Source organism: Pseudomonas sp. 10C3 (assembly GCF_036346185.1).
Classification (GTDB): domain Bacteria; phylum Pseudomonadota; class Gammaproteobacteria; order Pseudomonadales; family Pseudomonadaceae; genus Aquipseudomonas.
This window is the reverse complement of record NZ_JASJVE010000001.1, coordinates 321,847-347,681: the sequence shown is the minus strand read 5'-3', so window position 1 is coordinate 347,681 and position 25,835 is coordinate 321,847. Positions and strand designations below refer to the sequence as shown.

23 protein-coding genes are annotated in these 25,835 nt (G+C 57.6%); 15 read left to right on the top strand and 8 right to left on the bottom strand.

The genetic code is table 11. The features are described from left to right. Nucleotides 1-113: 113 nt before the first annotated feature. From QN399_RS01770 to QN399_RS01745, 6 genes are all read left to right on the top strand, one after another. The gene (locus QN399_RS01770) at nucleotides 114-746 is read left to right on the top strand and encodes a TetR family transcriptional regulator (protein WP_322181655.1); all 633 of its coding nucleotides are present in this window, start codon (nucleotides 114-116) and stop codon (nucleotides 744-746) included. 609 nt (nucleotides 747-1,355) lie between these two features. Further along, nucleotides 1,356-3,428, top strand: coding sequence for a hypothetical protein (locus QN399_RS01765; protein WP_330200478.1), 2,073 nt, complete (start codon nucleotides 1,356-1,358; stop codon nucleotides 3,426-3,428). Between the two features lie 373 nt (nucleotides 3,429-3,801). After that, entirely contained in the window at nucleotides 3,802-4,932 is a 1,131-nt protein-coding gene (locus tag QN399_RS01760; protein WP_322181648.1) for a DUF3396 domain-containing protein, read from the top strand. Between the two features lie 183 nt (nucleotides 4,933-5,115). Next, nucleotides 5,116-5,814, top strand: coding sequence for a CoA transferase subunit A (locus QN399_RS01755; RefSeq protein WP_322181646.1), 699 nt, complete (start codon nucleotides 5,116-5,118; stop codon nucleotides 5,812-5,814). Between the two features lie 2 nt (nucleotides 5,815-5,816). Further along, on the top strand, nucleotides 5,817-6,449 hold the full coding sequence (locus tag QN399_RS01750; RefSeq protein ID WP_330200477.1) for a CoA transferase subunit B: 633 nt from the start codon (nucleotides 5,817-5,819) through the stop codon (nucleotides 6,447-6,449). A 132-nt stretch (nucleotides 6,450-6,581) separates the two neighbouring features. Further along, nucleotides 6,582-7,442 (top strand): cache domain-containing protein, encoded by an 861-nt coding sequence (locus tag QN399_RS01745; protein WP_322181642.1) that lies wholly within the window; start codon nucleotides 6,582-6,584, stop codon nucleotides 7,440-7,442. A 59-nt stretch (nucleotides 7,443-7,501) separates the two neighbouring features. On the opposite strand, the gene QN399_RS01740 is transcribed toward QN399_RS01745, so the two are convergent. Beyond that, nucleotides 7,502-9,016 (bottom strand): MDR family MFS transporter, encoded by a 1,515-nt coding sequence (locus QN399_RS01740; RefSeq protein ID WP_322181640.1) that lies wholly within the window; start codon nucleotides 9,014-9,016, stop codon nucleotides 7,502-7,504. Between the two features lie 128 nt (nucleotides 9,017-9,144). Next, nucleotides 9,145-10,050, bottom strand: coding sequence for a LysR family transcriptional regulator (locus QN399_RS01735; RefSeq protein ID WP_322181638.1), 906 nt, complete (start codon nucleotides 10,048-10,050; stop codon nucleotides 9,145-9,147). A gap of 102 nt (nucleotides 10,051-10,152) precedes the next feature. Between QN399_RS01735 and QN399_RS01730 the strand changes: the two genes are divergently transcribed. Continuing rightward, entirely contained in the window at nucleotides 10,153-10,767 is a 615-nt protein-coding gene (locus tag QN399_RS01730; RefSeq protein WP_322181636.1) for an NAD(P)-dependent oxidoreductase, read from the top strand. A gap of 7 nt (nucleotides 10,768-10,774) precedes the next feature. Here the strand turns inward: QN399_RS01730 and QN399_RS01725 are convergent, their stop codons facing one another. Then, complete coding sequence (locus QN399_RS01725) at nucleotides 10,775-11,665, bottom strand: LysR substrate-binding domain-containing protein (RefSeq protein ID WP_219062162.1); 891 nt, start codon at nucleotides 11,663-11,665, stop codon at nucleotides 10,775-10,777. 160 nt (nucleotides 11,666-11,825) lie between these two features. On the opposite strand from QN399_RS01725, the gene QN399_RS01720 reads away from it, so the two are divergent. The 6 genes from QN399_RS01720 to QN399_RS01695 all read left to right on the top strand — a co-directional run bounded on the left by QN399_RS01720 (nucleotide 11,826) and on the right by QN399_RS01695 (nucleotide 19,185). Continuing rightward, nucleotides 11,826-13,466, top strand: a complete 1,641-nt coding sequence (locus QN399_RS01720) for a 5-guanidino-2-oxopentanoate decarboxylase (protein ID WP_322217867.1) — start codon at nucleotides 11,826-11,828, stop codon at nucleotides 13,464-13,466. Then, on the top strand, nucleotides 13,460-14,929 hold the full coding sequence (locus tag QN399_RS01715; RefSeq protein WP_322181631.1) for an aldehyde dehydrogenase family protein: 1,470 nt from the start codon (nucleotides 13,460-13,462) through the stop codon (nucleotides 14,927-14,929). The genes QN399_RS01720 and QN399_RS01715 overlap by 7 nt, the downstream gene beginning before the upstream one ends. Nucleotides 14,930-15,152: 223 nt before the next feature. Next, complete coding sequence (locus QN399_RS01710) at nucleotides 15,153-16,256, top strand: ABC transporter substrate-binding protein (RefSeq protein WP_322181629.1); 1,104 nt, start codon at nucleotides 15,153-15,155, stop codon at nucleotides 16,254-16,256. 91 nt (nucleotides 16,257-16,347) lie between these two features. Beyond that, on the top strand, nucleotides 16,348-17,256 hold the full coding sequence (locus QN399_RS01705; RefSeq protein ID WP_322181627.1) for an ABC transporter permease: 909 nt from the start codon (nucleotides 16,348-16,350) through the stop codon (nucleotides 17,254-17,256). After that, entirely contained in the window at nucleotides 17,253-18,110 is an 858-nt protein-coding gene (locus tag QN399_RS01700; protein WP_219062157.1) for an ABC transporter permease, read from the top strand. The genes QN399_RS01705 and QN399_RS01700 overlap by 4 nt, the downstream gene beginning before the upstream one ends. Before the next feature lie 19 nt (nucleotides 18,111-18,129). Continuing rightward, nucleotides 18,130-19,185 carry an ABC transporter ATP-binding protein gene (locus QN399_RS01695; RefSeq protein ID WP_322181624.1) on the top strand — a complete coding sequence of 352 codons (1,056 nt, stop codon included), beginning with the start codon at nucleotides 18,130-18,132 and terminating at the stop codon, nucleotides 19,183-19,185. A 28-nt stretch (nucleotides 19,186-19,213) separates the two neighbouring features. Here the strand turns inward: QN399_RS01695 and QN399_RS01690 are convergent, their stop codons facing one another. Further along, the gene (locus tag QN399_RS01690) at nucleotides 19,214-20,143 is read right to left on the bottom strand and encodes an AraC family transcriptional regulator (RefSeq protein ID WP_322181622.1); all 930 of its coding nucleotides are present in this window, start codon (nucleotides 20,141-20,143) and stop codon (nucleotides 19,214-19,216) included. Nucleotides 20,144-20,490: 347 nt separating this feature from the next. Between QN399_RS01690 and QN399_RS01685 the strand changes: the two genes are divergently transcribed. Further along, nucleotides 20,491-20,862, top strand: a complete 372-nt coding sequence (locus QN399_RS01685; protein WP_322217863.1) for an antibiotic biosynthesis monooxygenase family protein — start codon at nucleotides 20,491-20,493, stop codon at nucleotides 20,860-20,862. Between the two features lie 37 nt (nucleotides 20,863-20,899). Then, the gene (locus QN399_RS01680) at nucleotides 20,900-21,130 is read left to right on the top strand and encodes a hypothetical protein (RefSeq protein WP_322181618.1); all 231 of its coding nucleotides are present in this window, start codon (nucleotides 20,900-20,902) and stop codon (nucleotides 21,128-21,130) included. A gap of 6 nt (nucleotides 21,131-21,136) precedes the next feature. Here the strand turns inward: QN399_RS01680 and QN399_RS01675 are convergent, their stop codons facing one another. The 4 genes from QN399_RS01675 to QN399_RS01660 all read right to left on the bottom strand — a co-directional run bounded on the left by QN399_RS01675 (nucleotide 21,137) and on the right by QN399_RS01660 (nucleotide 25,832). Next, on the bottom strand, nucleotides 21,137-21,760 hold the full coding sequence (locus QN399_RS01675) for a flavin reductase family protein (RefSeq protein WP_322181616.1): 624 nt from the start codon (nucleotides 21,758-21,760) through the stop codon (nucleotides 21,137-21,139). A 135-nt stretch (nucleotides 21,761-21,895) separates the two neighbouring features. Beyond that, complete coding sequence (locus QN399_RS01670; protein ID WP_330200476.1) at nucleotides 21,896-22,297, bottom strand: hypothetical protein; 402 nt, start codon at nucleotides 22,295-22,297, stop codon at nucleotides 21,896-21,898. Nucleotides 22,298-22,993: 696 nt separating this feature from the next. Further along, complete coding sequence (locus tag QN399_RS01665) at nucleotides 22,994-24,316, bottom strand: MFS transporter (RefSeq protein WP_322181612.1); 1,323 nt, start codon at nucleotides 24,314-24,316, stop codon at nucleotides 22,994-22,996. A 178-nt stretch (nucleotides 24,317-24,494) separates the two neighbouring features. After that, entirely contained in the window at nucleotides 24,495-25,832 is a 1,338-nt protein-coding gene (locus QN399_RS01660) for a sigma-54 dependent transcriptional regulator (RefSeq protein ID WP_330200475.1), read from the bottom strand. Between the last annotated feature and the right edge of the window lie 3 nt (nucleotides 25,833-25,835).

The window sequence follows — 25,835 nt, the reverse complement described above, 5'->3', positions numbered from 1 at the left end:
CACGGCAAGGCATGAAAGTAGGTCCGGGACAAGGCAATACAAAGGCTGCCCGGTGCAGTCGCAGGCCGATTGACGTCATCAGCTTGCGACATTTTGATTGAGGTTTTACTGCCATGGTCCGTCGCACCAAAGAGGAAGCTCAGGAAACCCGAAGCCAGATTCTGGAAGCTGCCGAGAAGGCGTTCTATGAGCGCGGGGTGGCCCGCACCACGCTCGCGGACATTGCCAAGCTTGCGGGTGTGACTCGTGGCGCCATTTATTGGCACTTCAGCAATAAAGCTGATCTGGTGCAGGCGATGCTCGACAGCCTGCATGAGCCGCTCGATGAAATGGCCAAAGCCAGCGAAAGTGAGGACGAAGTTGACCCGCTGGGCTGCATGCGAAAATTGCTGATTCATTTGTTTCATCAAGTTGCACTAGACCCTAAAACCCGTCGCATCAATGAAATTCTGTTTCATAAGTGCGAATTCACCGATGAAATGTGTGACATGCGGCGACAGCGTCAAGCTGCAGCCGTCGACTGCAATGACCGCATCGGGCTGGCCCTGAGCAATGCCGTGCGTAAAAACCAATTGCCTGCCGATCTGAACACCACACGCGCCTCGATCTGTCTGCATGGCTATATTGACGGCATTCTTGGCCAGTGGTTGCTGATCCCGGACAGCTTTGCGCTCTGTAAAGAGGCCGAGCAACTGGTCGATACCGTTCTGGACATGCTTCGCTTGAGCCCCGCTTTGCGTTCTTGAACGGTGCTCAGGCAGCGCTATCCGAACGAATATAACCGGATGGCGCTTGGCCTGTATTTATATCTTCCTGCACGTTGTCGGGATAGTTAGTTTACTAAGTATTTACCTAGGGCCTGTTGCCGTTTCACATGGATAGTCAAAGGAAGGCGTAGGGGATCAAGTCGTCCTGGCTGTCCGGCAGCGCAAGCAGAGCGTCGCGCTCAGTGACCGAGAGTATCGAGCGACGGGCATGTATCAGTTATCCTTGCATAAGGACTGGCAAAGGTTTCCCTACTTATTACCGAGCTCATGGGCCAACTGGGCTTTCTGCTCGCCGGCAGAGGCTCGTTGCCGACGTACGACGGTCTGCTCGTCGGGCAGGTTTTTTTGCGGCCTCGGTAAGCGCCCGCTGCTTGGTCGGGGCAATGCCCTCGCGCCGTCGCTCGCGAAAGGCGACTCTATTCTTACGGAACAGCATCGCCTTCCCTGACATCCGGTTAGGGTGTACTTCAAACTTGCGTTTTCATGCTCCTGTTCTAAGCTGTTAGTGGCCTAAAAATACGCAGTACAGTGATCTGTCTGACCTCTTGCGGATAGGCACTCGCTCACGATAGAAATGGAGCAATACGCATGACTAAGGACCTTGAAAATAATTTCGTGAGCATTAACCAAATAAAAGAAGTCATTGCTCCGGAAGAGTTTGTTAAAACACTTCAAACTCAAGCAGGATATGAGGGCGCGCCTCGGCAAAAAAAAGCTCGAACACGAACTCAAAAGGCAACAGGGCCTGGCCCAGTTCCGTCAGGTACTTTCCAAGTAATTCGTTATGATTATGATTATGGCGATGACGTCTTGGAGCTGCCTGCTAACCCTCCTTTTAAGTCAGAATTTCGCGCGGCGGTGTATCTGCCGAAAGACACCGAAGAAGCTCACCCCGTTGTTATTTTCTTACATGGTCGTCATCACGTGTGCTATTCGGCTACACTTGGTCGCGAACCTAAAATTCAAGCATGGCCCTGTCCGCCCAATAAAGCACCCATCCCCAGTCATGAAGGTTACAGCACGGCAGCAACAGAACTGGCTAGTCATGGTTACGTCGTTGTGTCCCTGTCGGCTAACGCCATTTACGGCATAGGATCAAAGCAACTCCCTAACCTGGAAAGTACATCGCGGGCTCATTTGATTTTAGCTCACCTTGACTTACTCACCGAAGCGAACAAAGGTAATTGCCCAGATCTTCCGCTCCTGAAAGGCAGGCTTGACCTAAACAACATAGGGTTGATGGGGCATTCGCGCGGCGGCGAAGGCGTCGCGCGGACTATCACCCTGAATCGTCTGCTGAAAAGAGGTTATGGTATACCGGCGGCTTTATTATTAGGGGGTACTTCGTATGAAGGTATCAGCGTCCCCGATACCCACACAGCGTTCATTCATCCGTTTTTAGACAGTGACTCCAAAAATTTAAACGGTCAACAATCTTTAGATCTCTCCAGGCTCGCATTCAATGACAATGTATTGCGAAGTTCCGTATTGCTGATGGGCGCCAATCATAACTATTTTAATGAAATATGGTCGCCCGGTTATCCATTGGGAGAGGATGACGCTCTCGCTTGGGGTGATCTGACTGTCCCTCGACTGACACAAGAGGAACAGCGTCTTCTAGGGGCATTTTATATCGCTGGTTTTTTTCGCCTGACGCTCGGAGGTGAGCAGCAATTTTTGCCGTTCTTTGATGGTTCATCTGTAAGTGTACCTCTACTGCCCAAGGCCGAAGTTCGAAGTTCTGCACACGTTCAACGATCAAATACTTATAATGTCCAAAGTTTTGAAACTCTTTACTCTGATGACGCTTCATCTACACCAGGAAAATGGGCCTGGACCATCAGGCTGGGGGAGGGCGAAATAAAAAAACAGGCATCATTCAGCAAGTCAGAGCGCTATACACACCACCTCCATCACAGTTTTTTGAACTTGAAAAATACGATAGCATCATCGCCGGCCAAACTCGAACTCTACCCCCGCGACAATGAAGATCCCGTTGATATCTCACGCTACACGCATTTAAGTTTTTACGTCACTCATCTACTCGAAGAGAATCCTCAAGCGCTCGTAAAGCTTGATATTGCGTTAGGTAATCTCATATTAAACCCGGCTGCAAATCAAATCATGTTGTTGCCTGTCGTTGAAATAGTTCCTGGCGTTGAAACTTTCCTCTTGCAGCAAATTTTAGTGCCTCTCAGTAATTTAAATATTGATTTTTCTCAGCCCGTCAATATGCTCTCCTTTACGCTACCTGAAGGCGGAAATATCTATTTGTCCGACATCGCTTTTATCAGTCCAGCTGCAGTCGATACGCCCTCTTTCACCTCGCTACCTTTCATTGCCGTTGAAGACTCCTACATCGAGTCCAAGGAGACAGTTCAGGACCTGAACATTACGGTCACCCTATCAGAGGCTAGTGCGCTGAGCGTCTCCATGCGCCTGGAAACTGTAATATTTCATATGGTTAAAAAAATGATGAAGCTTGAGGCGCTTATTGTATTTGAGCCAGGGCAGGATAAAGTAATCGTCACGTTCTCGATACCTTCAGGTGCCTTGAGGGGCGAGAATGGAAACTCTTCTCTCATTCTCGTGCGAGGACTATCGAATGCTTTATTTCAACGTGACCAAGCAACCTTGTTTGTCACAAATCCCATAAAATAACAATCATGACGGTACAAGGGCCGCCGCTGAAACTAAGGGTGCTGCCTGACCTTTTAGGAACGGTCTGAAGTAAGACCTTCTTTTCACAGCGGCCCCGCGCTAAACGCTTAAAAAAGACGTATTGTTAACATCACGAAAAAATCGGCCTGCATTCATAAATTAGCCGCTTTTCAGAACCCATAACCCCACGGCTCTTTGCGTCCGTTGCCTGGGGCAGCGAAAACGCTGAAAAAGTCGCTATTTTTGTAGGACATGAGTAGGACACTTCTTGAAATGCGTGGCTGATTTCCCAAAGTAATTTTCGCGTATTGCCCCTCCCCGAAAGACCCTTCAGTCTCTGCAGTCAGAAAACTTCAGATTGAGAGGACAGGGCATGTCAGAAATTGTCTCTGATGACGTAAGCCCTTTGGGTCGGCTCAGGTATCAGGCTGCGAGTCTGGCGATCAACTCTGCTGAAGGCGATCCAGTCGTTCGCCTAGGGCTGATTACCACGCTCTACTTCAGGCACGGCCACACACTGGAAACCAAACAGCGGATAGAAGAATGTTTCGTCTGGTTTCGCCAGCAGTTCAAAGCCAGGCTCAAATGGCAGTTCTACAAGCACCTGCGAAAAATGACGCCCAGCAGCTTTGCCGGTTGTCGACGCAAGATTCTCGACAGTTCGCCGGACGAGCAATTTATCTGGTCGATTGGCAGTGGCACGTTGCAAGAAACTGCCGAGTATCGGCTGTTTGTCATGAACACGCCCCGAAGCCAGGCCGACATTGATCGCTCCTGTCTGAAAATGGTCTTGCCGTTGTCCATGCTGCTTGAGCCCGAAGGCGCTCAACGCTATGAGTGCTGGCTTAAATACCTGTGTGATCAGGTCCAGGCAGAGCATGGTTATGGTGGTCTGGCGTGCGTGTTTCCTAATGACGGTCATCACTACTTCCCGTTGGAATACCAACTGGCGCAGAAATATACCGGCCTGATGGTCGATCCCTTGCCGCATATAGACAGCTTGCGCTTGCTCGATCACATCAAAGGGGTGAATTGGTACACGATTATTGGTAACCGCTTTGTCGCGCGGTTGGGCGGCAGCGATGCATTGCGCCGACAGCTCAGCCGTTGCAGTGCCGTCGTTTTTCATGCCTATAACGATGGCTTGATCATCCGCGCCGGCGTCTTGCCGGACCTGGGCAGGCAGGGTGAGGCGTCGCCAGCGGCTTACGTTGATGTGAACGCTGCGCTCAAATCGATACGCGTACAGGACACCGGTTGTCTGCACCCCTATCCCGTGCATGGAGGCTTTAGCGAAGCGTCCACCGCGCGGTGGTATGCGCGCTTCGACGAACAGCCCAAGCCTGCGCTTAACGTGGGTGACCCCTGCACGCACACCGGTTACTGGTTCAGCAACGCCACGGCGCGCTCGCGGCGACTGTTTACCGAAGGTGACGTCATGCCGGCTTTCCCGCACTTGAAGGCTGGGCGGGTTCAATGGTTTTGGGTGGAAGGGGCCAAGTGATAGTGGGCTCAATGACTTTCTGAGGACCAGGGACCGACGCCAGGGGTACCCAAACTCGTCTCGATGAATACTGCGTTATCCCCATCAGCGGTCTACGCTCAGACGACACCGTAAAGCCACGACCCGAAACCTGCGCCGCTGCCCGCGATAACCTTGGGCATGGCGATCTTCGAGGAATAACAATTGAACAAAATCTACTCGACCGCCGAATCAGCTCTGCAAGGTCTCGTCGAAGATGGCATGACCCTGGCGGTTGGCGGCTTTGGCCTGTGTGGTATTCCGGAAGCCTTGATCGCCGCGCTACGAGACAGCGGCAAGCGTGAGTTGACCGTCATCAGCAACAACGCTGGCGTTGACGGCTTTGGCCTGGGCCAACTGCTCACCACCCGGCAGATCCGCAAAATGATCTCGTCCTACGTGGGCGAGAACAAAGAGTTCGAGCGTCAGTATCTGGCTGGAGAGCTGGAGCTTGAATTCACCCCTCAAGGAACACTGGCCGAAAAGTTGCGTGCGGGCGGCGCGGGTATCCCGGCGTTTTTTACCAAAACCGGTTACGGCACCTTGGTCGCCGAGGGCAAGGAAACCCGTGAGTTCGATGGCGAGTGGTTCGTGATGGAGCGCTCCCTGCGCGCCGACGTTGCCTTGGTCAAAGCCTGGAAGGCGGACAAATCCGGCAACCTGGTGTTCAACAAGACCGCGCGCAACTTTAACCCGCTGGCAGCCATGGCCGCGAAAGTCTGCGTGGTCGAAGTCGAAGAGATCGTCGAGCTCGGCGAGCTGGACCCGGATCAGATTCACTTGCCGGGCATTTACGTACAGCGTCTGGTGCTCAACGCCACGCCTGAAAAACGTATCGAACAACGCACTGTGCGGAGCGCCTGATCATGGCCTGGACTCGTGAAGAAATGGCGCAACGCGCTGCCCAAGAATTGCAGGACGGCTTTTACGTCAACCTCGGTATCGGTTTGCCGACGTTGGTCGCCAACTACATTCCCGAAGGCATGGACGTTTGGCTGCAAAGTGAAAATGGCCTGCTGGGTATCGGCCCGTTTCCGCGTGACAACGAAGTCGACCCTGACCTGATCAATGCGGGTAAACAGACCATCACCACGTTGCCCGGCAGCAGCTTTTTCAACAGTGCCGACTCGTTTGCGATGATCCGGGGCGGCCATATCAACCTGTCGATTCTTGGGGCCATGCAGGTTTCTGAAAAAGGTGATCTGGCCAACTGGATGATCCCTGGGAAGATGGTCAAGGGCATGGGGGGCGCCATGGACCTGGTAGCCGGGGTCAAGCGTGTTGTCGTATTGATGGAGCACACGGCCAAGGGCGGCGCCCACAAGCTGTTGAAAAACTGCGACCTGCCGTTGACCGGCGTTGGCGTGGTCAACCGGGTCATCACCGACCTGGCCGTGCTGGATGTCACCGAGGCCGGTTTGAAACTGGTGGAAATTGCCCCTGGAGTGAGCCTGCAAGCGCTGCAAGACGCTACGGGGTGCAAGGTGATTTCCGATTGAAACATTCTGCGAGGCCGGTCAGGCAGGCTCGGCTTAAGGGGGCGGTCCAGCGAACCTTGTCTTTGTGAATAATTCCCTATCTCCACCAGCCGTCTAAGCTATGACGACACTAATAAGATTGGGGAATGCGCAATGAGGGGTCTGCTGAAACAAGCTGTAGTGGGCGGATTGTTATGCCTGTGCTTCAGCCATGCTTGGGCGGCAGCTGAAACGACGGCGAAAACAGTCGATGATGGGCAGGCCGCCAAGGCCTTGCTGGTCAAAGCGCTGGCTCGATATCACGATCAGGGCGATAAGGCATTTGCCGAATTCAGCCGTCAGGGGGACTTCGTCAAGGGGGAACTCTATGTCTATGTGGTCGATACCAACGGCGTGATGCTGGCCAGCGGCGGGCCTTCCGTTGCGTTGATCGGACGTGACGTGTCCGATTTACTGGGACCTGATTTGCAAAAAGCGTTCAAGCAAGGCCTGGCGGCACCGCAAGCCGAGGGTATCCAGCAGGCAGAATACCGCTGGCAGAACTGGAGCGATGGCAAGGTCGAGCTCAAGCACGTGTACTACCAGCGTGTGGGTGACCGGATCCTGGCGGTCGGTTATTACCTGCCACGCGCATCGTCCGAACAGGCCAAGGCCTTGCTGGACAAAGCCTCCGCTGAACTGGCCAAGGACGAGCAGGGCACCCTCAGCGCCATCAACAGTTTGAAAGGCGGGTTCCTTCACGATGACCTCTATGTGTTCGTGGTCGATCTGAACAACCAGCGTTATGCCGCCCACGGTACCAATCTGCGGCTGATCAATACGGATTTCAGCAAGGTCAAAGACCCTGAAGGTAAGCCCGTGGGCGAGCCGATTCTGGCGTTGATCAAAAAACAGGACGAGGGCGAATACGAATACCGTTGGCGCAACCCGGTGACCAACAAGGTAGAGAACAAGCACGCGTACGTGCGCAAGGTCGGTCACTATCTGGTCGCGGTGGGTTACTACAGCCTATAACGTCATCAACCCTGTCGCTTCGTCAGGCCGCCGCGAATCAGCGACCTGGCGAAGCTGTTTCAGACGTCCCTGTCTTTGTCCCCGCGCCCGCGCAACAGGTTGTCAGGCATCGCCAGTGCGGCGGCCAGACCTAACAGCGAAATCCCCGCGCTGACCATCAGTAAATGCCGGAATGTCAGGAGCAATTCCCCTCGCAAGTATTGTTGCGCCGGTCCACTGGCGGCATTCAGGCTGTCCATCAATACGTTGCCCGAACTGCCTTCGGCGCCCATGGGGGTGCCGCTCAGTTGTGCGAGGCCGGACCGTTGCAGCATTGCCAGCAGCAGCGCCGACATCAGTGCCACACCGACTGCGCCACCCAGTGAGCGGAACAGGTTGGTGGTGCTGGTGGCGACGCCCATGTCTCGCTGCGCCACCGAATTTTGAGTGCCGACCAGCGACGTTGGGAACTGCAGGCCGCTGGCAAAACCGGTCAACACCATGAACGCACCGCTGAGCAGCGCTGCTTGCGGTGGGGTGTAGGCCATGCCCAGGATGGCAAGGGGCATCAACACTGCTCCGATGAGAATCATCGGTTTGTAGCGCCCGGTCATTGAGGTGCGCCGGCCGGCGAAATACGCGCCCATGGGCATGCCGATGGCCAATGGCATCAGGTGCAGGGCTGCGCTGTCGGCACCGCCGCCGGTCACGGTCTGGAAGCGCAGTGGCAGCAACACGATCAAGGAGATGGCCTGGAAACTGGTGAAGAACATCGTGCACCAGCACAACACCGCGTTGCGATTTGCAAACAGGTGCATCGGCAGCAAGGGCTCCTGGGTGCGATGCTCGTACCCGACAAACGTGATCAGGGCCAAGAGCGCGATCCCCAGCAGCGCGAGCACCTGGCTGTCGCGCCAGTCATGGCCTTGGCCGATTTCGGTAATGCCCAGCAACAGCGCACTCAGGCCGATGATCATCAGCAGCGTGCCGAGGTAGTCGATGATCGGCTTGCGTTGTGGAATAGGCAGCCCGACCAGCCTGCGGTGGGCGATCCACAAGGCGCTGATGCCCAGCGGCAGATTGATCAGGAATACCCAGCGCCACGACAGGTATTGGGTCATGAAGCCGCCGAGCACCGGCCCGGCCACGCTCGCCAGCGCGTACATGCCGCTGAAGTAACCTTGATAACGCCCGCGTTCGCGAGGCGGGATGATGTCGCCAATGATCGCCTGACTGACCGAAACCATGCCGCCCGCGCCGATGCCCTGAAGTATCCGCGCCAGCACCAGTTGCTCCATGCTTTGGGCCACGCCGCAGAACAATGAGGCCAGGGTGAACATTCCCAGACCAAACAGCATCAGGCGCCGGCGTCCATACAGATCGCCGAGCTTGCCATAAATAGGCACCGCAACAGTCATCGCCACCATGTAGGCAGAGATCACCCACGCGAGCAGGTCGAAATCGTTGAATTGCGCAGAGATCGCCGGCATCGAGACTGCAACAATGGTCTGATCCAGTGCGCTGAGAAAGACCGCCATCATCAGCGCGAATAACACGCCTCGGATCGCAGGTTTAGGTTGGTTGAGACTGGTCAAGTAGGGGCTCAACTAGCAGTGACCTCGCCGTAAAAGTCGGCAGGACAGGGCAGGCTATTCTAGACCGATAGCAGGCTACTCGATAGGGCGGTATGCATGCCGGCCGAATAACAAATTGCGAATCTCTGTCAAAGGTTCTCATCCCATTCGGGTCCTGCCTTGAACCGGTCGACGAGGAAGTCCAACAAACTGCGCAAGGTGGTGGGCATATGCTTGCGTGAGGCGTACACCGCATACAGGGTCAGGTCCAGAGGCCGCGCTTCGGGTAATAGCCGGATCAGCTCACCGTTGCGCAGAAACGGGCTGACCAGGTACGACGGTAGCATTGCCACGCCGGCTCCAGCCATGGTTGCACGCATCAGGGCGGTGGTTTCGTTGCCACTGATATTGCCGTGGATAGGCACAGCGACCTGTTCGCCATCCTGCTCGAAATGCCACAGGCTTTTACCGAAATAGGAATGTGTCAGGCAATTATGCTCGCTGAGGTCTTCCACTCGCAGTGGCGAGGGATGTTCGTGCAAGTAGCCCGGTGACGCGCAGATCACCGAGCGACAGACCGTTAGGCGCCGCGCAATCAGATTCGGGTCCAAGTCATTGCTGGCTCGAATGGCCAGATCAATGCGCTCGTCGATCAGATTCACCGTGCGGTCCAGGGCCTGCATATCGATGCTCACGCCGGGGTGCCGTTTAACGAAGTCGCTGACCGCATCGGCCATTTGCGCGTGACCGAAAGAGGTACTGACGCTGATGCGTAAAGCGCCGCGCAGCGTATCGGCCGGAACGCTGACAGCCGCCTGCATATCGGCCGACAGCTCTAATAACTGCCGGCAGCGTGGCAGGGTTTCGTTGCCTGCGGCGGTGAGGCTCAGTTTGCGCGTGGTGCGGTGCATCAGGCGTGCGCCGATCCAGTCTTCCAGCTCGGCCAGGTAGCGCGAAATCACTGGTCTCGACATGTCCAGATGGTCCGCCGCTGCTGACTGGCTGCCCCTGTCCACCACTGTCACGAACACCCGCATTGCGATTAGCCGATCCATGATTTGCCCGATTTTAGAAACAAACTATGCTCAAGCATCGCATTTTTTGTACTGAGTCGCGCAACTAAGCTCTGTTCATTACCTTACCTTCGGAGAACCACCATGAGCAAAATCGCAATTATCGGTGCCACCGGCCGTGCCGGAAGTCAGCTGTTAGAAGAAGCCCTGCGCCGTGGTCATAGCGTGACGGCCATTGCTCGGGACCCTTCCTCTCTCGCCGGACGTGCGGGCGTGGTCTGCAAAAACCTGGATGTCAGCGATGCCAAGGCCTATACCGATGCAGTCGCCGGGCATGACGTGGTGATCAGTGCGACGCATTTTTCCAGTGTGTCGGCCCGCGCGACCATCGAACCGGTGAAGCAGGCTGGGGTTCCCCGTCTGTTGGTGGTAGGCGGGGCTGGCAGTCTGTTCGTCGCGCCGGGTCTGCGGGTGATCGATACGCCAGACTTCCCTGAAGAGTACAAAGCCGAAGCCGGCGCGGGTGTGGCGTTTCTGGAGACGCTGAGTCAGGAAAAGTCGCTGGACTGGACCTTTCTTTCGCCGTCGGCGGAGTTCTTCGAAGGCGAACGCACCGGTGCATTTCGTCTGGGTAAAGACGATTTGCTGGTCAGTGCCGCCGGTAAAAGTTCGATCAGCTTTGCCGACTATGCCATCGCCATGCTCGATGAAGTTGAGCAGCACGCGCACCCGCGTCAGCGCTTTACAGTTGGCTATTGAGCGTCAGTTATTGACTGGCGCGCTCGGCCGCCTGGACGAGCAGCCAGTCGATCAGTTCGCGTAACTCGGGCGATGGGTCGGAGCGTTCGGGATACACCAGGTAATACGCGGCACCGGTGCGCACCTTGAGGTCGAAGGGCGCCACCAGCCGTCCGGCGCTGAGGTCCTCGCCGATCAGAGCCCAATCACCGATGGCCACGCCTGTCCCTTGTGATGCGACTGACATGGCGAGGTCCAGCGTGTCGAAATGCTGGCCCTTGGCGATATTACTGACGGTCGCTCCGGCGACCTTGAGCCAGCTTTCCCAATCACGCTGGTCGCGAGTCGGGTGCAGCAGCATGTGCTGCTCCAGATCGGCCAGGGTCTTGAGCGGTATCGGCCCGGCCAACAGTTGCTGAGAACAGACCGGGGTCAATTGCTCATCGAATAGATGATGTGCCGCCACCGAATTGGCCGGCGGTGCCCCATACACTACGGCGGCATCAAACTCTTCGCGGCGGAAATCCACGGCATGTTGCACGGTGGTGGTCAGCTCGACGGGGACATCCGGGCGCTCTTTCTGCCACTGCAACAAACGCGGCAGCAGCCAACGCATCATGCACGTCGGGGCCTTGAGTCGCAGGGTTTCGCGTTTCGCACCGACGTGTTCGACCGCTTCGTCGATCAACGAAAACACTTTCTGAATCCGTGGGAACAGCTCGCGCCCTTGGGCGGTCAGGCTCAGTCCGCGTGCCTGGCGCTGGAACAACGTATAGCCCAGATGACTTTCCAGCCCCGAGATCTGCCGGCTCACTGCGCCTTGGGTGATGTGCAGCAGTTCTGCGGCCCGCGTGAAATTGCAGCACTGGGCTGTAATCAGAAAAGTATGCAGGGCAGGTAAGGGCGGCAGGCGTTTCATCGGGGCTCAGGCATGAATGGAGGACATGCCTAGCATGACATTTTTTGCGTTGTCACCGCTACGGCATGCCGGGTCCAATTGGGCCTCATCTGCAGTGTGTCTGGCAGGCCTGAGCGCCGCGACAACGTGCAGTTCCCGAATAAAAGAAAGGCAGGCGAACATGGCAACGTGCGGCGAAGTATTGGTCAAATTGCTCGAGGGCTATGGCGTCGAGCAGGTCTTCGGTATCCCGGGTGTGCACACCGTCGAGCTCTATCGCGGGCTCGCCGGCTCGTCGATCAACCATGTCACGCCGCGCCATGAGCAAGGCGCCGGCTTCATGGCCGACGGTTATGCGCGCACCCGTGGCAAGCCGGGTGTGTGCTTCATCATCACCGGCCCTGGCATGACCAACATCACCACGGCCATGGGCCAGGCCTACGCTGACTCGATTCCGATGCTGGTGATTTCCAGTGTGCAATCGCGCAGCCAGTTGGGCGGCGGGCGCGGCAAGTTGCATGAGCTGCCATCGCAGAGCAATCTGGTCGCGGGCGTTGCCGCGTTTTCCCACACCTTGATGTCGGCGTCGGAATTACCGGCAGTGCTGGCTCGCGCGTTTGCGTTGTTTCAGGCCGGTCGTCCACGCCCGGTGCACATCGAAATCCCCCTTGATGTATTGGTAGAAAATGCCGACGCGTTGCTCACCAGCGAACCTGTGAATGTCAGCCGTGCCGGTGCGGCGCCCGAGGCCATCGCGCGAATGGTCAGCCTGCTGGCGGCGGCCAGGCGGCCATTGATTCTGGCCGGTGGTGGCGCCATCGATGCCGCGCCTGCGTTGGCACGGCTTGCTGAACAGTTGGAAGCCCCGGTAGCGCTGACCATCAATGCCAAGGGCATGCTGCCATCGCGTCACCCACTGTTGATCGGCTCAACCCAATCGCTGGTGGCGACGCGTGCGCTGGTAGCTGAGGCCGATGTGGTATTGGCCATCGGCACCGAACTGGCCGAAACCGATTACGACATCACCTTCGCCGGTGGTTTCGAGATCCCGGGTGCATTGCTGCGCATTGATATCGACCCTGATCAGACCGTGCGCAACTATGCGCCGCAGGTGGCGCTGGTCGCCGATGCCGACACGGCCGTGCAAGCTTTGTTGGCCGGGCTTGGCAAAAAAGAACTGGCTCCACGCTGCGCGGACTGGGGCCTCACGCGCGCCGCTGCGTTGCGCGAAACCCTGGCGACCACCTGGGACGACGCCACTCGCGGGCAGACTGTTTTTTTGCAGACGGTGCTCGACGTGTTACCCGATGCGGTGCTGGTCGGCGACTCGACTCAACCCGTCTACACCGGCAATTTGACCCTCAATCTGGAGCAGCCGCGTCGCTGGTTCAACTCATCGACCGGTTACGGCACCCTCGGTTACGCCTTGCCTGCCGCGATTGGCGCCTGGCTGGGGCGTGCTTCTGAAGCCAAGGCTCGTGGCGCCGTGGTGTGCCTGATAGGCGATGGGGGTTTGCAATTTACCCTCTCGGAACTGGCCAGCGCTGTGGAAGCGCGCACGCCGATCATCGTCCTGCTCTGGAATAATCAGGGCTACGAGGAAATCAAAAAATACATGGTCAACCGCTCGATTGAACCGGTGGGCGTCGACATTTATACCCCCGACTTTATCGGCGTCGCCAAAGCCTTGGGCTGTGAAGCAGAGAGGATTGCTGGCGTCGAGGAACTGAAGCTGGCGTTGCGAAAAGCGGGCGACCGCCAATGCCCGACCTTGATCGAAATAGACCAGACCCTCTGGATGACCGGAATGAAAGCATGCTGAACGCTCAAGCAAACCCGAATAGCACACCCCTTGCTGGGCTCTACATTGATGGCCAATGGTTGTCGGGCAGTGAGCAACTTAGGGTGATCAACCCGGCCACCGAAGCGCCGCTGGCGACGTTGGCTGGCGGCGATGCCACGGACGTCGAACACGCTGTGCGAGCCGCGCGTCTGGCACTCCCTATCTGGTCACAGACCACGGGAGCGGCCAGGGGCGTGCTGTTGCGCAAGATCGTCAGCGGGGTGCGGGAACGACGCGAGCGACTGATTGAGCTGCAATCGCGCAACAACGGTAAGCCGCTGTTTGAGGCCGCAATCGATGTCGATGATGTCATCGCCACATTCGACTATTACGCCAGCCTGGCCGAAGCGCTGGACGGGCAGCAAGACAGCACCGTGACGCTACCCAGTGAAGACTTCGCGGCGCGTCTACGGCGTGAACCGTGTGGCGTCGTCGGGTTGATCGTGCCGTGGAACTTCCCGATGGTCACCACTGCCTGGAAGCTGGCCCCCGCCTTGGCAGCCGGCTGTTGCGTGGTATTGAAACCGTCGGAAGTCACGCCGCTGCCGGAGCTCGAACTGGCCGACATCATTGCGCAAAGCGGTCTGCCCGCCGGGGTGTTCAACCTGGTCTGCGGGACCGGGCTGGCAGTCGGTGCGCCACTGTCGGCGCACCCGAACGTCGCGAAAATCTCATTTACCGGCAGCACTGCGGTGGGGGTTCAGGTTATGCAGCGGGCCGCTGAAACGGTCAAGGGCGTGAGCCTGGAACTCGGCGGTAAGTCCTCGCTGCTGGTGCTGGCCGATGCCGATCTGGATCTGGCGGTGGAGCTGGCCAGCGGTGGCGGATTTTTCAATGCCGGGCAGATGTGTTCAGCCACCAGTCGTGTATTGGTTGCCGATGAGTTGGTCGACGCATTCCTCGAAAAGCTCAAGGCGCGCGCCGAAGCCATCCGCGTGGCCGACCCCTTCGAGCCCGAAGTCGAGATGGGCGCACTGGTCAATCAGGCTCAATACCAACGGGTGCTCGGGCATATCGCGCGGGGTGTGAACGACGGCGCACGCCTGGTGTGCGGTGGTAAGCGGCCTGCGGATCTATCCCGCGGATATTTTATACAGCCCACGGTGTTCACCGATGTGCCCCTGGACAGTGCGTTATGGCGCGAAGAGATTTTCGGCCCTGTGCTGTGCGTGCGCCGTTTCGCCACGGAAGACGAGGCCATCGCCTTGGCCAACGACAGCGAATTCGGCCTTGTGGCCAGCGTGGTCAGTCGTAATCCGGGCACGGCTGATCGTGTCGCCAATGCACTGCAAGCAGGCCTGGTATGGATCAACGCGCCGCAGGTGATTTTTCCGCAGGCCGCGTGGGGTGGCTACAAGCAGAGCAGCATCGGTCGCGAGCTGGGGCCTTGGGGACTGCAGGCTTTTCAGGAACTCAAACACGTCATCCGCGCCGCCTTTTAGCACCAAAGCAGCTCACGCATGCCTCCTGTCGAGGCATGCGTTTGACACATGGCTTCAATGACAAATTTTCGATTGTTGCGTCTCAAGCCCCGCCTCAGGATGACCGTGTCGAATCAGCCACGGCCCCCGGAGCACGGGAGCTGTAGCGGGATCAACTGGCGCACTCAGCCTGGGGCGAAGCTGCGATCAATCCTCACTTTTAGAAAAACAAAAGGAGTCCGTCATGGGCGAGCATGATCTGAACAGAAGGCAATTCATCAAGACGGTGGGCGTTGCATCGGTCGCCGCGGCTGCGATGTCGATGCCCTTCATCAGGGCCAGTGCCAGTGATACCCGGTTTCAGGGGAAAACCCTGCGCTTGCTCACCTGGTCCGACGACACTGGCCTGGCGGCACTGCGCAATATCGCGGCCACCTTCGAAGCCAAAACCGGTGCCAAGGTTATTGCCGACCGTACTGGCAGCACCTCGGAAATGGTCGCCAAGCTCAAGGCCGGTGGTGATCGTCCGCAATACGACATCATCACCCTCGCCGGTGTCGGTGCTGAAGGCCTGGCCGCTGCCGGTCTGCTGGAAAAACCAGACCTCAATCGCATCCCCAATATTGTCGACGTGCCTGAAAAATACCGCACAGGCGCCAACGGTCACGGCATCGGTTATCTACTGTGGTGCAACAGCCTGATCTACAGTACCCGCACGGTAAAAGAAGCGCCGGACAGCTATGCCGCACTGTGGGATCGGGATCTGGCACCGAACATTTTCCTGCCGCCGCCGAACTGGACCGAGGCCATGGACCTGATCATCATCGCCGCCAAACTGGCCGGTGGCGATGAGCACAACATCGAACCCGGTTTCAAGAAACTGGCAGAGCTCAAGGACCGCGTAGTGACCTTGGGCGAGAACCCGAACCAGATTGCAGAGCTGTTCCGCACGGGCTCGCTGGACATGGGTGGCCTGTATGCCCCGGCGTTCTTTCCGAAACAGATTCGCGATCCGGCCTACGGTCTGGGTGCTACCTTTGGTATGAAAGAAGGCTTCTATACCGACCTGATGCAGTCGGTCATGCCGAAAAATCGTCCGGGCGACACCGATCTGGCTTACGCCTTCATCAACCATTCTCTCGACCCTTTGGTGCAGGGCAAGATGGCCGAAGACATCTTCAACGGCCCGGTCAACGCCAAGGCAATCATCTCGGCAGAAGCGCGCAAGAGCCCGTACATCCTTACGCCGGAACAGATTGCCGACAAAGCGATCATGCACGACAACGCTTTCCTGGCCACCGTTCACGATCAGTGGATTCGTCGTTACACGGAAATCTTCTCTTCCTGAGTTGCGAATCGCGGGCAAGCAAGCGCCTACATGCTCCTGTAGGAACGCGCTTGCCCGCGATGCTGAATCCATCTCCCACGAGATCACCGCCATGGAACACCCTCCTTTGATCAGCTCGGCCGCCGCGCCCTCGGTACGCCGGGCTAAAACGATTTCCCCCACGGCGCGCGCCTGGCTTTTTCTCTCGCCATCGATGCTGTTTCTCGCGGTGTTGATTGCCGCCAGCCTCCTGGTGTTGCGCATGAGTGTCGGCACCAAGGGCGCCGAATGGTCCGGCTTCAGCCTTGCCAGCTACGCACAACTGGCTGAGCCGTATTACCTGAAGTCATTACTGCTGACCTTGCGCCTGGCATTGTTCAGTGCGGTGATCGCGGTGGTACTGGCGATTCCGGTGGCGTACACCATGTCGCGCTTGCAGTCGCCTTTGTTGCGTCGGGTGTTTCTGGCTGCCGTGCTCCTGCCGCTGCTGGTCAACCTGCTGCTGCAAAGCTACGGCTGGCTGGTGATTCTCGGCCCGGGCGGCATGCTCAATCAGGCGTTGATGGGGCTGGGCATCATCACCCGTCCGGTGATGATGCTCTACAACCAAAATGGTGTGCTGATGGGCCTGGTGCAAACCGCTTTCCCATTGGCGGTATTACCGATTGCCAGCGCCATGCGCGGGGTTTCGCGCAGCTATGAAGAAGCCGCCGCCACCTTGGGCGCCAGTCGTTTTCAAGTGTTTCGCCAAGTAGTGTTGCCGATGAGCCTGCCTGGCATCATCACCGGCGCCACGCTGGTGTTCGCCTACAACGCCAGCAGTTTCGTCGTGCCGTTACTGCTCGGCGGTCGGCGGGTGCCCATGCTGGCGGTGATGGTCCACGACCAGATCGCGCCCCTGATGAACTGGCCTGCTGCCTCGGCTGCCGGTGTGGTGTTGATCGTCACCACCCTGGCAATCATGACCCTCTCTGAATACATCACCGGCCGTCGTCGCCGTCTGCTGGAGGCTTCGCAATGAGCAGCCCCTCGAAAAGCCGCTTGCGCTTTCAACCGATCCTACCTGGAGACACCGGTCGCTTGGCGGGTGTCCTCTCAGGCTTCATTCTGTTGCTGGCCGTGCTGCCGATTCTGACCATGATCGTCATGTCGTTCAGTGGTGCCTCGAACCTGGACTTTCCGCCCAGCAGCTACAGCCTGCAGTGGTACAAGGCCGCCTGGAATACCTTTGTTTCCCCCGACGCCAGTGATGTGTTGAGTCTAGGTAAAGCCATGACCACCAGTCTGTGGGTCGCGTGCCTGACCATGGTCCTGGCGACCCTGGTCGCGGTGCCTGCGTCCTATGCCCTGACACGCTGCGAATTTCGCGGCAAGGGTGTGGCACTGCAACTAATGTCGCTGCCGCTGGTGTTTCCCATGGTGGTGCTCGGTCTGGCGTTGCTGCTGATATTCGACAGCCTGCCGTTTCAGATGAATACTTCGCGGCTGGTTATCGCACACGTAATTCTGGCGCTGCCGTTCGTGGTGAAAAACTGCACTGCGGCGATGATGTCCATCGGCAGCGAAGTCGAGGAGGCCGCGCAAATGCTCGGCGCTTCACCGTTGCGGGCCATTGTCGACGTGGTTGTGCCGTTGATGAAATCGGGGATTCTTGCCGGGATGTTGTTGGCGTTTATCGTCTCGTTCAACGAGTTCACCGTCACCTACTTCCTCTACAACATCGACGTGATGACCGTGCCGATCTGGATGTACAGCCGCACCGTGTCATCGCTGGATCCGACCGTCTTTTCGTTTGCCGTGTTGATCGTGCTGATCGACTTCGTCCTGATTTGGGCGTTGGAGAAGCTGGTCGGTGAAGGTGGCGTTTCGTTCTAATTTTTTGAGGTTTAGGTAAATGACCGGATTAATCCTGGAAAACGTCGAGAAATTCTACGGCTCGGCCTGCGCGGTAACGGACGTCAACCTGCACCTGCCCGAAGGCAAACTGGTATGTTTTCTCGGCCCCTCCGGCTGCGGCAAGACCACCTTGTTGCGCATGATCGCGGGCCTGGAAACCTTGAGCGGCGGCGAGATTCGTCTCGATGGCGAGGACGTGAGCCATACCCCGGCGCACCAGCGCAACTTCGGCATGGTGTTCCAGTCACTGGCGCTGTTCCCGCACATGACGGTGGGGGAAAACATCGCGTACCCGTTGAAACTGCGTGGCGTAAGCAAGGCCGACCAGCAAGCGCGGGTCAAGGAATTGCTTGAGTTGATCCAGTTGCAGCAAATGGTTGATCGGCCAGTGGCCAAGCTTTCGGGTGGTCAGCGTCAGCGCGTGGCCATTGCGCGGGCGATTGCATCGCACCCCAAGCTGCTGCTGTTGGATGAGCCCTTGTCGGCACTCGATGCCAAGCTCCGCGAGTCGATGCAGGTGGAGATTCGCCAACTGCAACAACGGCTGAATATCACCACTATCCTGGTGACTCACGATCAGCGCGAAGCCATGACCATGGCCGACATTGTGGTGGTACTGGGACAGAATCGCGTGCAACAAGTTGGCACGCCGATTGAGATCTATCGCAACCCGGCCAACGAGTTCGTCGCCGACTTTATTGGCTCGGGCAATATCTTTCCTGCTATCGCACTGGGCAACGGGCGCGTCGGCTTGCCCGGCGGTGAAGCGTTGGACGTACCGATCTGCGCGAGCATTGAGGCGGGTGCCAAGATCAAAATGTTGGTGCGCCCGGAGGATCTGCAACTATCGTTGCCGCTGCCGACTGCTGGCAATCGTCTGTTGGGCACCGTGACCTTCGTTCGTGATATCGGCGCGACCATCGAAACCACTATCGATTGCGCCGGTGTTTCGCTGACCGCGCTGAGTACCCCGTGCCAGGGCTTCGGTCTGAGCATCGGCAATCCGGTGTCGATCACCATTCCTGCCGAGGCTTGCCGGGTACTGACGGCCTGAACGTGTATGACTGACCGCTGGTGGCGGGTTAAACGCGCTTGCGCAGCCGAGCCAGGTCGCGCAAGGGCGGTGCGCCGAACAGACGGCTGTACTCGCGACTGAACTGCGAAGGGCTTTCATAGCCGACCCGATAACCGGCTGCCGAGGCGTCCAGCCCGTCAGCCAGCATCAACCGTCGGGCTTCCTGCAACCGTAGCTGCTTTTGGTACTGCAAGGGACTCATGGCCGTCACCGACTTGAAGCGATGGTGCAGCGTTGACACGCTGAGGTTCACTTCGCGCGCCAGATCTTCGATCCGCAAGGGTTGCTCGTAGTTGCTGTTGAGCCATTTTATTGCCTGCGTGACGCGATGCGTCTGGCTGTTGGACATCGCGATTTCATACAGCTGATAGCCCTGCTGACTGCGTAACAGACGGTAAAGGATCTCGCGCTGAATCAGCGGCGCGAGCATGGCAATGTCTTTTGGAGTGGACAGCAAGCGTGTCAGACGCAGCACTGCATCGAGCAGTTGCGAATCAATGCGCTCGATATACAGCCCGCGTCCGGTCGGACGGGTCGGCACGCTCATGAGGCCGGCTTCGGCGATCAGGGTATTGATTTGCGCGGGGTCGATGTCCAGACGCAGCGCCAGGTTCGGGTGCTCCGGCGTGGCATGCTGAATACAGCCACTGAGCGGCATCGCCACCGAAAGCACCAGATAATTCAGCGGGTCATAGGTGTAGCTTTCGTCACCCAGGCGCACGTCCTTGCTGCCTTGGGCGAGGATGCACAGCGCCGGTTGCGCCAGCGTCGGAAACGATTGGACCGGATGATCGTAGCGAACCATGTACAGCGGCGCGACGGCAGTGGTGAAAATGCCATCTTCAGGCGCAAAGCGTCGAATGATATCGGCCAGCTCGGCACGCTGCTTTTCCATATCATCGTCCACCTGAACGCTAGGGGGCTCACGCTGTAACATGCCTCGAATCCTCTGATGGTTCACCGATGAGCACAGCCTATTTTTGTGCAAAAAAAAGCGCTACCTGGATTCTGCTCAATGCTTGCCTGATTCTGTCGGCGCGCGTGCAGAGAGGCAGCAACTCCCGCTTATCAAGGCCTGAACTTGCTTGATGCTCCGTTGTTCGACAGGCGCGGAATTGTTGCGCTCAGGTTCAGGTGCAACAGGCAGCAAACACCCTGATGCAGTAATAGGCAATAACCGGGCAGAAACCGGCTAACGGCAAATTCCCCTACCGGCCTAATCTCTGGTGCTGTAGCGAGTTGCGCCGCGCCCCATAAAAGCTGTCCACCTCAGGAGTGCAGATCATGCCCAATCCAGGCCCCGTGAGCCACCTTGCCTTTGCCCGTGCCCGAACCGGATGCAGTGCACACTTGGGCGTGCGATTGAGTCGCCTGATCGATCCGACGTTGAAGGCACCGGGCTGCCTGCACTTTGCGTTGCAGCAATCAATGTGCGACCCGGATTTGTGGTTGGTGTCTGGCTTATGGTCCAGCGAGCAGGCGATGAACGCTTACTTCTCGACCCCGGAACTAAGCGTTTTCGCCGACGTGGTGCAGGAACTGGTGGTCAGCAGTCTGGATTTTCATACCTTTGCCACTGTTAGCGCGGCGCAGGCTAACCAGATGCACGGTGTGGACATGACCACCGCCCTGCGGTCTGGCGTGCAAACGGTTTAGAATTGCCGCGATCCCATTAACAGGCAGGATAAGCGGCATGGCACGTAAAGAGTTCAAAGACGTCGAAGCGGTTTCCGCAGTCATGCCCGGTGAGGGCGGTTACGATGCGGCGATTGCCGTCAAAGCCCATGGCGCGGGTGGCGCGCCACGTTTTCATCGTGTGCTGGACGGGCAAAAATTCAAAACAGCGCATGAAGCCGACCAGGCCGCGACCGAGGTATTGGCCCGTCTGGTCGATGTCGATGCGCACGGCGAGTTGGTGTTTTAACCTGGTTTAAACGGTGGGCCGGTACATCTTAAACAGTGATTCCGGCCCCAGCTGAAAGTAATCGGCAGGGCCGCCTCCGCGCAAAATAGGCTCTGCGGCCGCAGTGTCGTAGATGCCGTCTTTCAACAGTGACTTGGCAATATGCACCGCCACCACTTCGCCAAGAATCAGCCAGCTCGACACCAACTCTCTGTTCGCGCGTTGCAGCTGCACGATCTGCGTGACCTTGCATTCGAACGACACCGGCGTCTCCAGCACGCGCGGCACCTTGATGATGCGCGATGCCACGGGGGTCAGGTTCGCCAACTCAAATTCATCAGTTCCCGGCGGGACGGCTGCGCAGCTCTTGTTCATTGCTTCGGCCAGTGGCCGGGTCGCCAGATTCCAGGCGAACTCGCCAGTCTGTTCGATGTTATTCAGGCTGTCCTTACGACCGACACTGCAAAAGCCAATGATTGGCGGAATGTAGTTAAAGGCGTTGAAGAAACTGTAAGGCGCCAGATTCAGATTGCCCTGAGCATCCTGGGATGAAATCCAGCCGATAGGACGCGGGCCGACGATGGCATTGAACGGGTCGTGGGGCAGGCGATGCCCTTGGGAAGGTTCGTAGAAATGGATATCGTCTGGCATGGCGGGATTCCTGATGACAACAGCTGCTTTGGGAAAGACTGCCATAGTGCAAGGCATCGACCAGCGTTTCCAGACTTTCATGCCGCGCAAAATTAAGCCCGGCATAAGCCGGGCTGGAAGGAGCAGTGTGAGCTGTTAGCTCACACGGTTTGCACCGACGTGGTCAGCACCATCAGCGGCGACACGGTTTGCACCGACGTGATCAGCGCCATCAGCGGCGACACGGTTTGCACCGACGTGATCAGCGCCATCAGCGCCATCAGCGGCGACACGGTTTGCACCGACGTGGTCAGCGCCATCAGCGGCGACACGGTTTGCACCGACGTGGTCAGCACCATCAGCGGCGACACGGTTTGCACCGACGTGATCAGCACCATCAGCGGCGACACGGTTTGCACCGACGTGATCAGCACCATCAGCAGCAACATGAGTAGCGCTAGTGTGAGCCGAACCATTTTCTGCAAAAGCGGGAAGGGCGAACGCGCTGCTGGCCAATACCGAGAACGCCAGGCCGAAGATAAGTTTTGAAGTTTTCATGATGTTTGCTCTGCATGTTCGTGGGTTGTAAGTTGCTATGGGGTGAATGTTACGCCGCTCGGTTTAATTAAGAAGTCATTAAGGATGCTAGCGACTATTGCTGAAATTAATAGTACGTAAATTCTAATATAAATCATGTGGTTGCTGTGGTAGTGGGCGTCGGGAACGGAGGGTAATGTGCACTGGGTACTCGCTTTTTCGGTGACGTCAGACACGAGGTTGGCAGCAGTAGAGTGAGCAGTAGAATTATTATTCTGGAGAGGTAGTGCACGCACTTTTCATACCGAAGTTACGTGTTGTTTGCCGGTGCAACAATACAACGGGCTTTCATAAACTCCGTAAAAGAATCAGCCCGGCATAGGCCGGGCTGAAGGTAAATCCAAGAGGTGTTACCTCAAACGGTTTGCACTGTCCGCGTCATCACTCAGCCGCTACGCCGCTCAGCTTTGTTAATAATTAAACAAAGGGTGCTATTAACTGTCATTAAAAATAATAATTAATAAAAGCCAATAAAATCATGTAGATGTGTGCAGTTGTCGGTGGGGTATGCAAACGTCTAATGGATATTTCCGACTTTCTTGCGACCCACTCATGCCCGATTGGGGAGGCCGTTGAGGTGTAAAGAAAAGGGGCGACCACTTGAAGTGGTCACCCCTTTTTTGACTGCGTGTCCCGATTAGAAATCGACATTCACGCTCAGTCGGTTTCAATCCGTGAGTGCTTTCGGGTGTCCTTCATGAACACGTAAACCAGCAGCGAAACGGCAATACAGGCGGTGACGTACCAGTAGTAGCCCGTCTCCATGCCGATGCTTTTGAACCACAGCGCGATGTATTCCGCGGTGCCGCCGAAGATCGATACGGTCAAGGCATAAGGCAAGCCCACGCCCAAGGCGCGAATTTCGGTGGGGAACAGTTCGGCCTTCACCACGGCATTGATCGAGGTGTAACCGCTGACAATAATCAGCGCCGCCATGATCAGGAAGAACGCACCCCACCAGCTCTGGACGGTGTGCAAGGTGGTCAGGATCGGCACCGTGAACAGCGTACCCAACACGCCGAACGCAATCAGGATAGGACGCCGTCCGATTTTGTCCGACAGTGCGCCGACCAAGGGCTGGATGCACATGAACAGAAACAGCGTGGCCGCTGAAATGGTGGTGGAGTCGGAGATGCTCATGCCGACGGTGTTCACCAGGTATTTCTGCATGTAGGTGGTGTAGGTGTAGAAGGCCAGGGTGCCGCCCATGGTCAGGCCGACCACGGTCATCAGCTCCTTCGGATGACGCATCAAGGTGCGCATCAGGCTTTCTTTTGGCTTCTCTTTTTTCTGGGTGAACGACTCGGTCTCTTCCATCCCGCGCCGCAGGTACAGCGCGACCACGGCACACAGCGCGCCGATCACGAACGGAATACGCCAGCCCCATGCGTACAGCTGCTCAGTGGTCAGGGTTTGCTGAAGGATGATCAGCACCGCCAGCGCGATGAGCTGGCCGGAGATCAGGGTGACGTACTGAAAGCTGGAGAAGAAGCCGCGACGCTCTTTGGTGGCCATCTCGCTCAGGTAAGTTGCCGAAGTGCCGTACTCGCCACCCACGGACAAGCCCTGCAGCAGGCGGGCGAATATCAGCAGAATCGGTGCGCCGACGCCGATGATTTCGTAACTCGGGGTCAAGGCGATGATCAGCGAGCCGAAGCACATCAAGAACACCGATATCATCAGTGCAGCTTTGCGTCCCTTGCGGTCGGCGTAAATGCCCATCAGCCAGCCGCCGATCGGGCGCATCAAAAAGCCCACAGCGAAGATCGCAGCGGTGTTGAGCAGTTGTGCGGTGGTGTCGCCCTGAGGGAAGAACGATTTTGCGAAGTACAACGAGAAAGCGGCGTAGACGTACCAGTCGTACCACTCGACCAGGTTGCCGACCGAGCCGCTGAAAATCGATTTCAGGCGACTGCCTGTGGTTTTTTCTTTGGTCGACGCGGCAGCCGACCCTTTAGACAGAGAGTTGGGGATGTCCATCACTGATCCTTTAAGTCATTGTTTTTAGTGGAGCACGCGCAAGCGCAGCCTGGCAGTCCTATAGCAGGAGCTGTGCCAGGCCGGTGATGGCCGGTCTAGAGGAGGTTGGTTGGTTTTTTAGGCGGGAATCCGCTCATTGGCGTGATTCCCATGAGCGGAAAGTTGCCGATAGAGGGGCTTATTCAGCGCCCAGCAGAAACATTTCCCGTTGCAGGCCGTGACGCTGCATTTTCTCGTTGAGGGTCCTGCGTGGCAGTTGCAGTTCGTGGAGGACGGCCTTGATGTCACCTTTGTGCCGGGTCAGTGCGCTGCGCAGGCAATGGGCTTCGAACGCCTCTTGCCGGGTGGCCAGTGACTGCCCCGAGTCGGTGGCTGTGGGCTCTGCCTGACCCAATCCCAAGACTTGACGTTCTGCCGCGTTGGCCAGTTCGCGGACATTACCCGGCCAGTCATGGCTGAGCAGATGGCTCAGTTGCGCGCCGCTCAATACCGGCGCCTTGCGCCCCAGGCGTTTGGCGGCGGTGCGGGCGAAATGGCCGAACAGCAGCGGAATGTCTTCGCGGCGCTCGCGCAACGGCGGTAAACGCAGTTCGGCCACGTTCAGGCGATACGCCAGGTCTTCGCGAAAACGCCCGGCCCGTGCCTCTTCCAGCAGATCCGGTTTGGTCGCGGCGATAATCCGGATGTCGACAGAGATGCTCCGGTTAGAGCCCAGCCGTTCGAGGCGCTGCTCCTGAATAACGCGCAGCAATTTGACCTGCTGGGCCAGCGGCATGCTTTCAATTTCGTCGAGAAACAACGTACCGCCGTCGGCGTACTCCAGCTTGCCAATACGTTTGCCCTGCGCCCCCGTGAAGGCACCGCTTTCGTGGCCGAACAGTTCGGCTTCGAACAACTGCTCGGGGATCGCCGCGCAGTTGAGTGCGACAAAGGGTTTGCCCGCCCGAGGGCCGAAGTCATGCAGGCAGCGCGCGACCAGTTCTTTGCCGCTGCCGGTTTCGCCGCGAATGACCACGTTGACGGGCAGTTGCGACAGCTCCAGCACTTGCCGACGCAGGGTGTGCAGACTGGGTGCAACGCCCAGCAGGGTTTCGTCCAGTTTGGACTTGGCATCGGCTTGTTCATGCAGGCGTCGGTTTTCCAGGACCAACTGCCGCTTCTCCAGCGCCCGGCGCAGGCTACTCATCAGCGTTTCCGGGCTGAAGGGTTTCTCCAGAAAGTCATAGGCACCGTCGCGCATGGCATCCACCGCCATGGGCACATCGCCATGCCCGGTCAGCAGGATCACCGGCAAGTCCGGGTCTAAGCGGTGCAGGCGGGCCAGAAACTCCAGGCCGCTTATCCCTGGCATGCGCACATCGCTGAGGATTACGCCGGGGAAATGATCGGGCAGGGCGGCCAGGCAATCTTCCGCGCGGCTGTGCACCTGCACACGGAACCCGGACAGCGACAGCCATTGTTGCACCGCATCGCGGATGCTGGCTTCGTCATCGACCACAATTACAGAATTCAGCATGCA

Excerpts from the sequence above, each read along its gene's own strand:
- QN399_RS01770 (WP_322181655.1), top strand. The coding sequence starts at position 114 with ATGGTCCGTCGCACCAAAGAGGAAGCTCAGGAAACCCGAAGCCAGATT.
- QN399_RS01745 (WP_322181642.1), top strand. The coding sequence starts at position 6,582 with ATGAGGGGTCTGCTGAAACAAGCTGTAGTGGGCGGATTGTTATGCCTG.
- QN399_RS01675 (WP_322181616.1), bottom strand. The coding sequence starts at position 21,760 with ATGCCAGACGATATCCATTTCTACGAACCTTCCCAAGGGCATCGCCTG.
- QN399_RS01670 (WP_330200476.1), bottom strand. The coding sequence starts at position 22,297 with ATGAAAACTTCAAAACTTATCTTCGGCCTGGCGTTCTCGGTATTGGCC.
- QN399_RS01735 (WP_322181638.1), bottom strand. The coding sequence starts at position 10,050 with ATGGATCGGCTAATCGCAATGCGGGTGTTCGTGACAGTGGTGGACAGG.
- QN399_RS01725 (WP_219062162.1), bottom strand. The coding sequence starts at position 11,665 with ATGAAACGCCTGCCGCCCTTACCTGCCCTGCATACTTTTCTGATTACA.
- QN399_RS01730 (WP_322181636.1), top strand. The coding sequence starts at position 10,153 with ATGAGCAAAATCGCAATTATCGGTGCCACCGGCCGTGCCGGAAGTCAG.
- QN399_RS01695 (WP_322181624.1), top strand. The coding sequence starts at position 18,130 with ATGACCGGATTAATCCTGGAAAACGTCGAGAAATTCTACGGCTCGGCC.
- QN399_RS01690 (WP_322181622.1), bottom strand. The coding sequence starts at position 20,143 with ATGTTACAGCGTGAGCCCCCTAGCGTTCAGGTGGACGATGATATGGAA.
- QN399_RS01700 (WP_219062157.1), top strand. The coding sequence starts at position 17,253 with ATGAGCAGCCCCTCGAAAAGCCGCTTGCGCTTTCAACCGATCCTACCT.
- QN399_RS01750 (WP_330200477.1), top strand. The coding sequence starts at position 5,817 with ATGGCCTGGACTCGTGAAGAAATGGCGCAACGCGCTGCCCAAGAATTG.
- QN399_RS01715 (WP_322181631.1), top strand. The coding sequence starts at position 13,460 with ATGCTGAACGCTCAAGCAAACCCGAATAGCACACCCCTTGCTGGGCTC.
- QN399_RS01705 (WP_322181627.1), top strand. The coding sequence starts at position 16,348 with ATGGAACACCCTCCTTTGATCAGCTCGGCCGCCGCGCCCTCGGTACGC.
- QN399_RS01665 (WP_322181612.1), bottom strand. The coding sequence starts at position 24,316 with ATGGACATCCCCAACTCTCTGTCTAAAGGGTCGGCTGCCGCGTCGACC.
- QN399_RS01685 (WP_322217863.1), top strand. The coding sequence starts at position 20,491 with ATGCCCAATCCAGGCCCCGTGAGCCACCTTGCCTTTGCCCGTGCCCGA.
- QN399_RS01710 (WP_322181629.1), top strand. The coding sequence starts at position 15,153 with ATGGGCGAGCATGATCTGAACAGAAGGCAATTCATCAAGACGGTGGGC.
- QN399_RS01720 (WP_322217867.1), top strand. The coding sequence starts at position 11,826 with ATGGCAACGTGCGGCGAAGTATTGGTCAAATTGCTCGAGGGCTATGGC.
- QN399_RS01680 (WP_322181618.1), top strand. The coding sequence starts at position 20,900 with ATGGCACGTAAAGAGTTCAAAGACGTCGAAGCGGTTTCCGCAGTCATG.
- QN399_RS01765 (WP_330200478.1), top strand. The coding sequence starts at position 1,356 with ATGACTAAGGACCTTGAAAATAATTTCGTGAGCATTAACCAAATAAAA.
- QN399_RS01660 (WP_330200475.1), bottom strand. The coding sequence starts at position 25,832 with ATGCTGAATTCTGTAATTGTGGTCGATGACGAAGCCAGCATCCGCGAT.
- QN399_RS01760 (WP_322181648.1), top strand. The coding sequence starts at position 3,802 with ATGTCAGAAATTGTCTCTGATGACGTAAGCCCTTTGGGTCGGCTCAGG.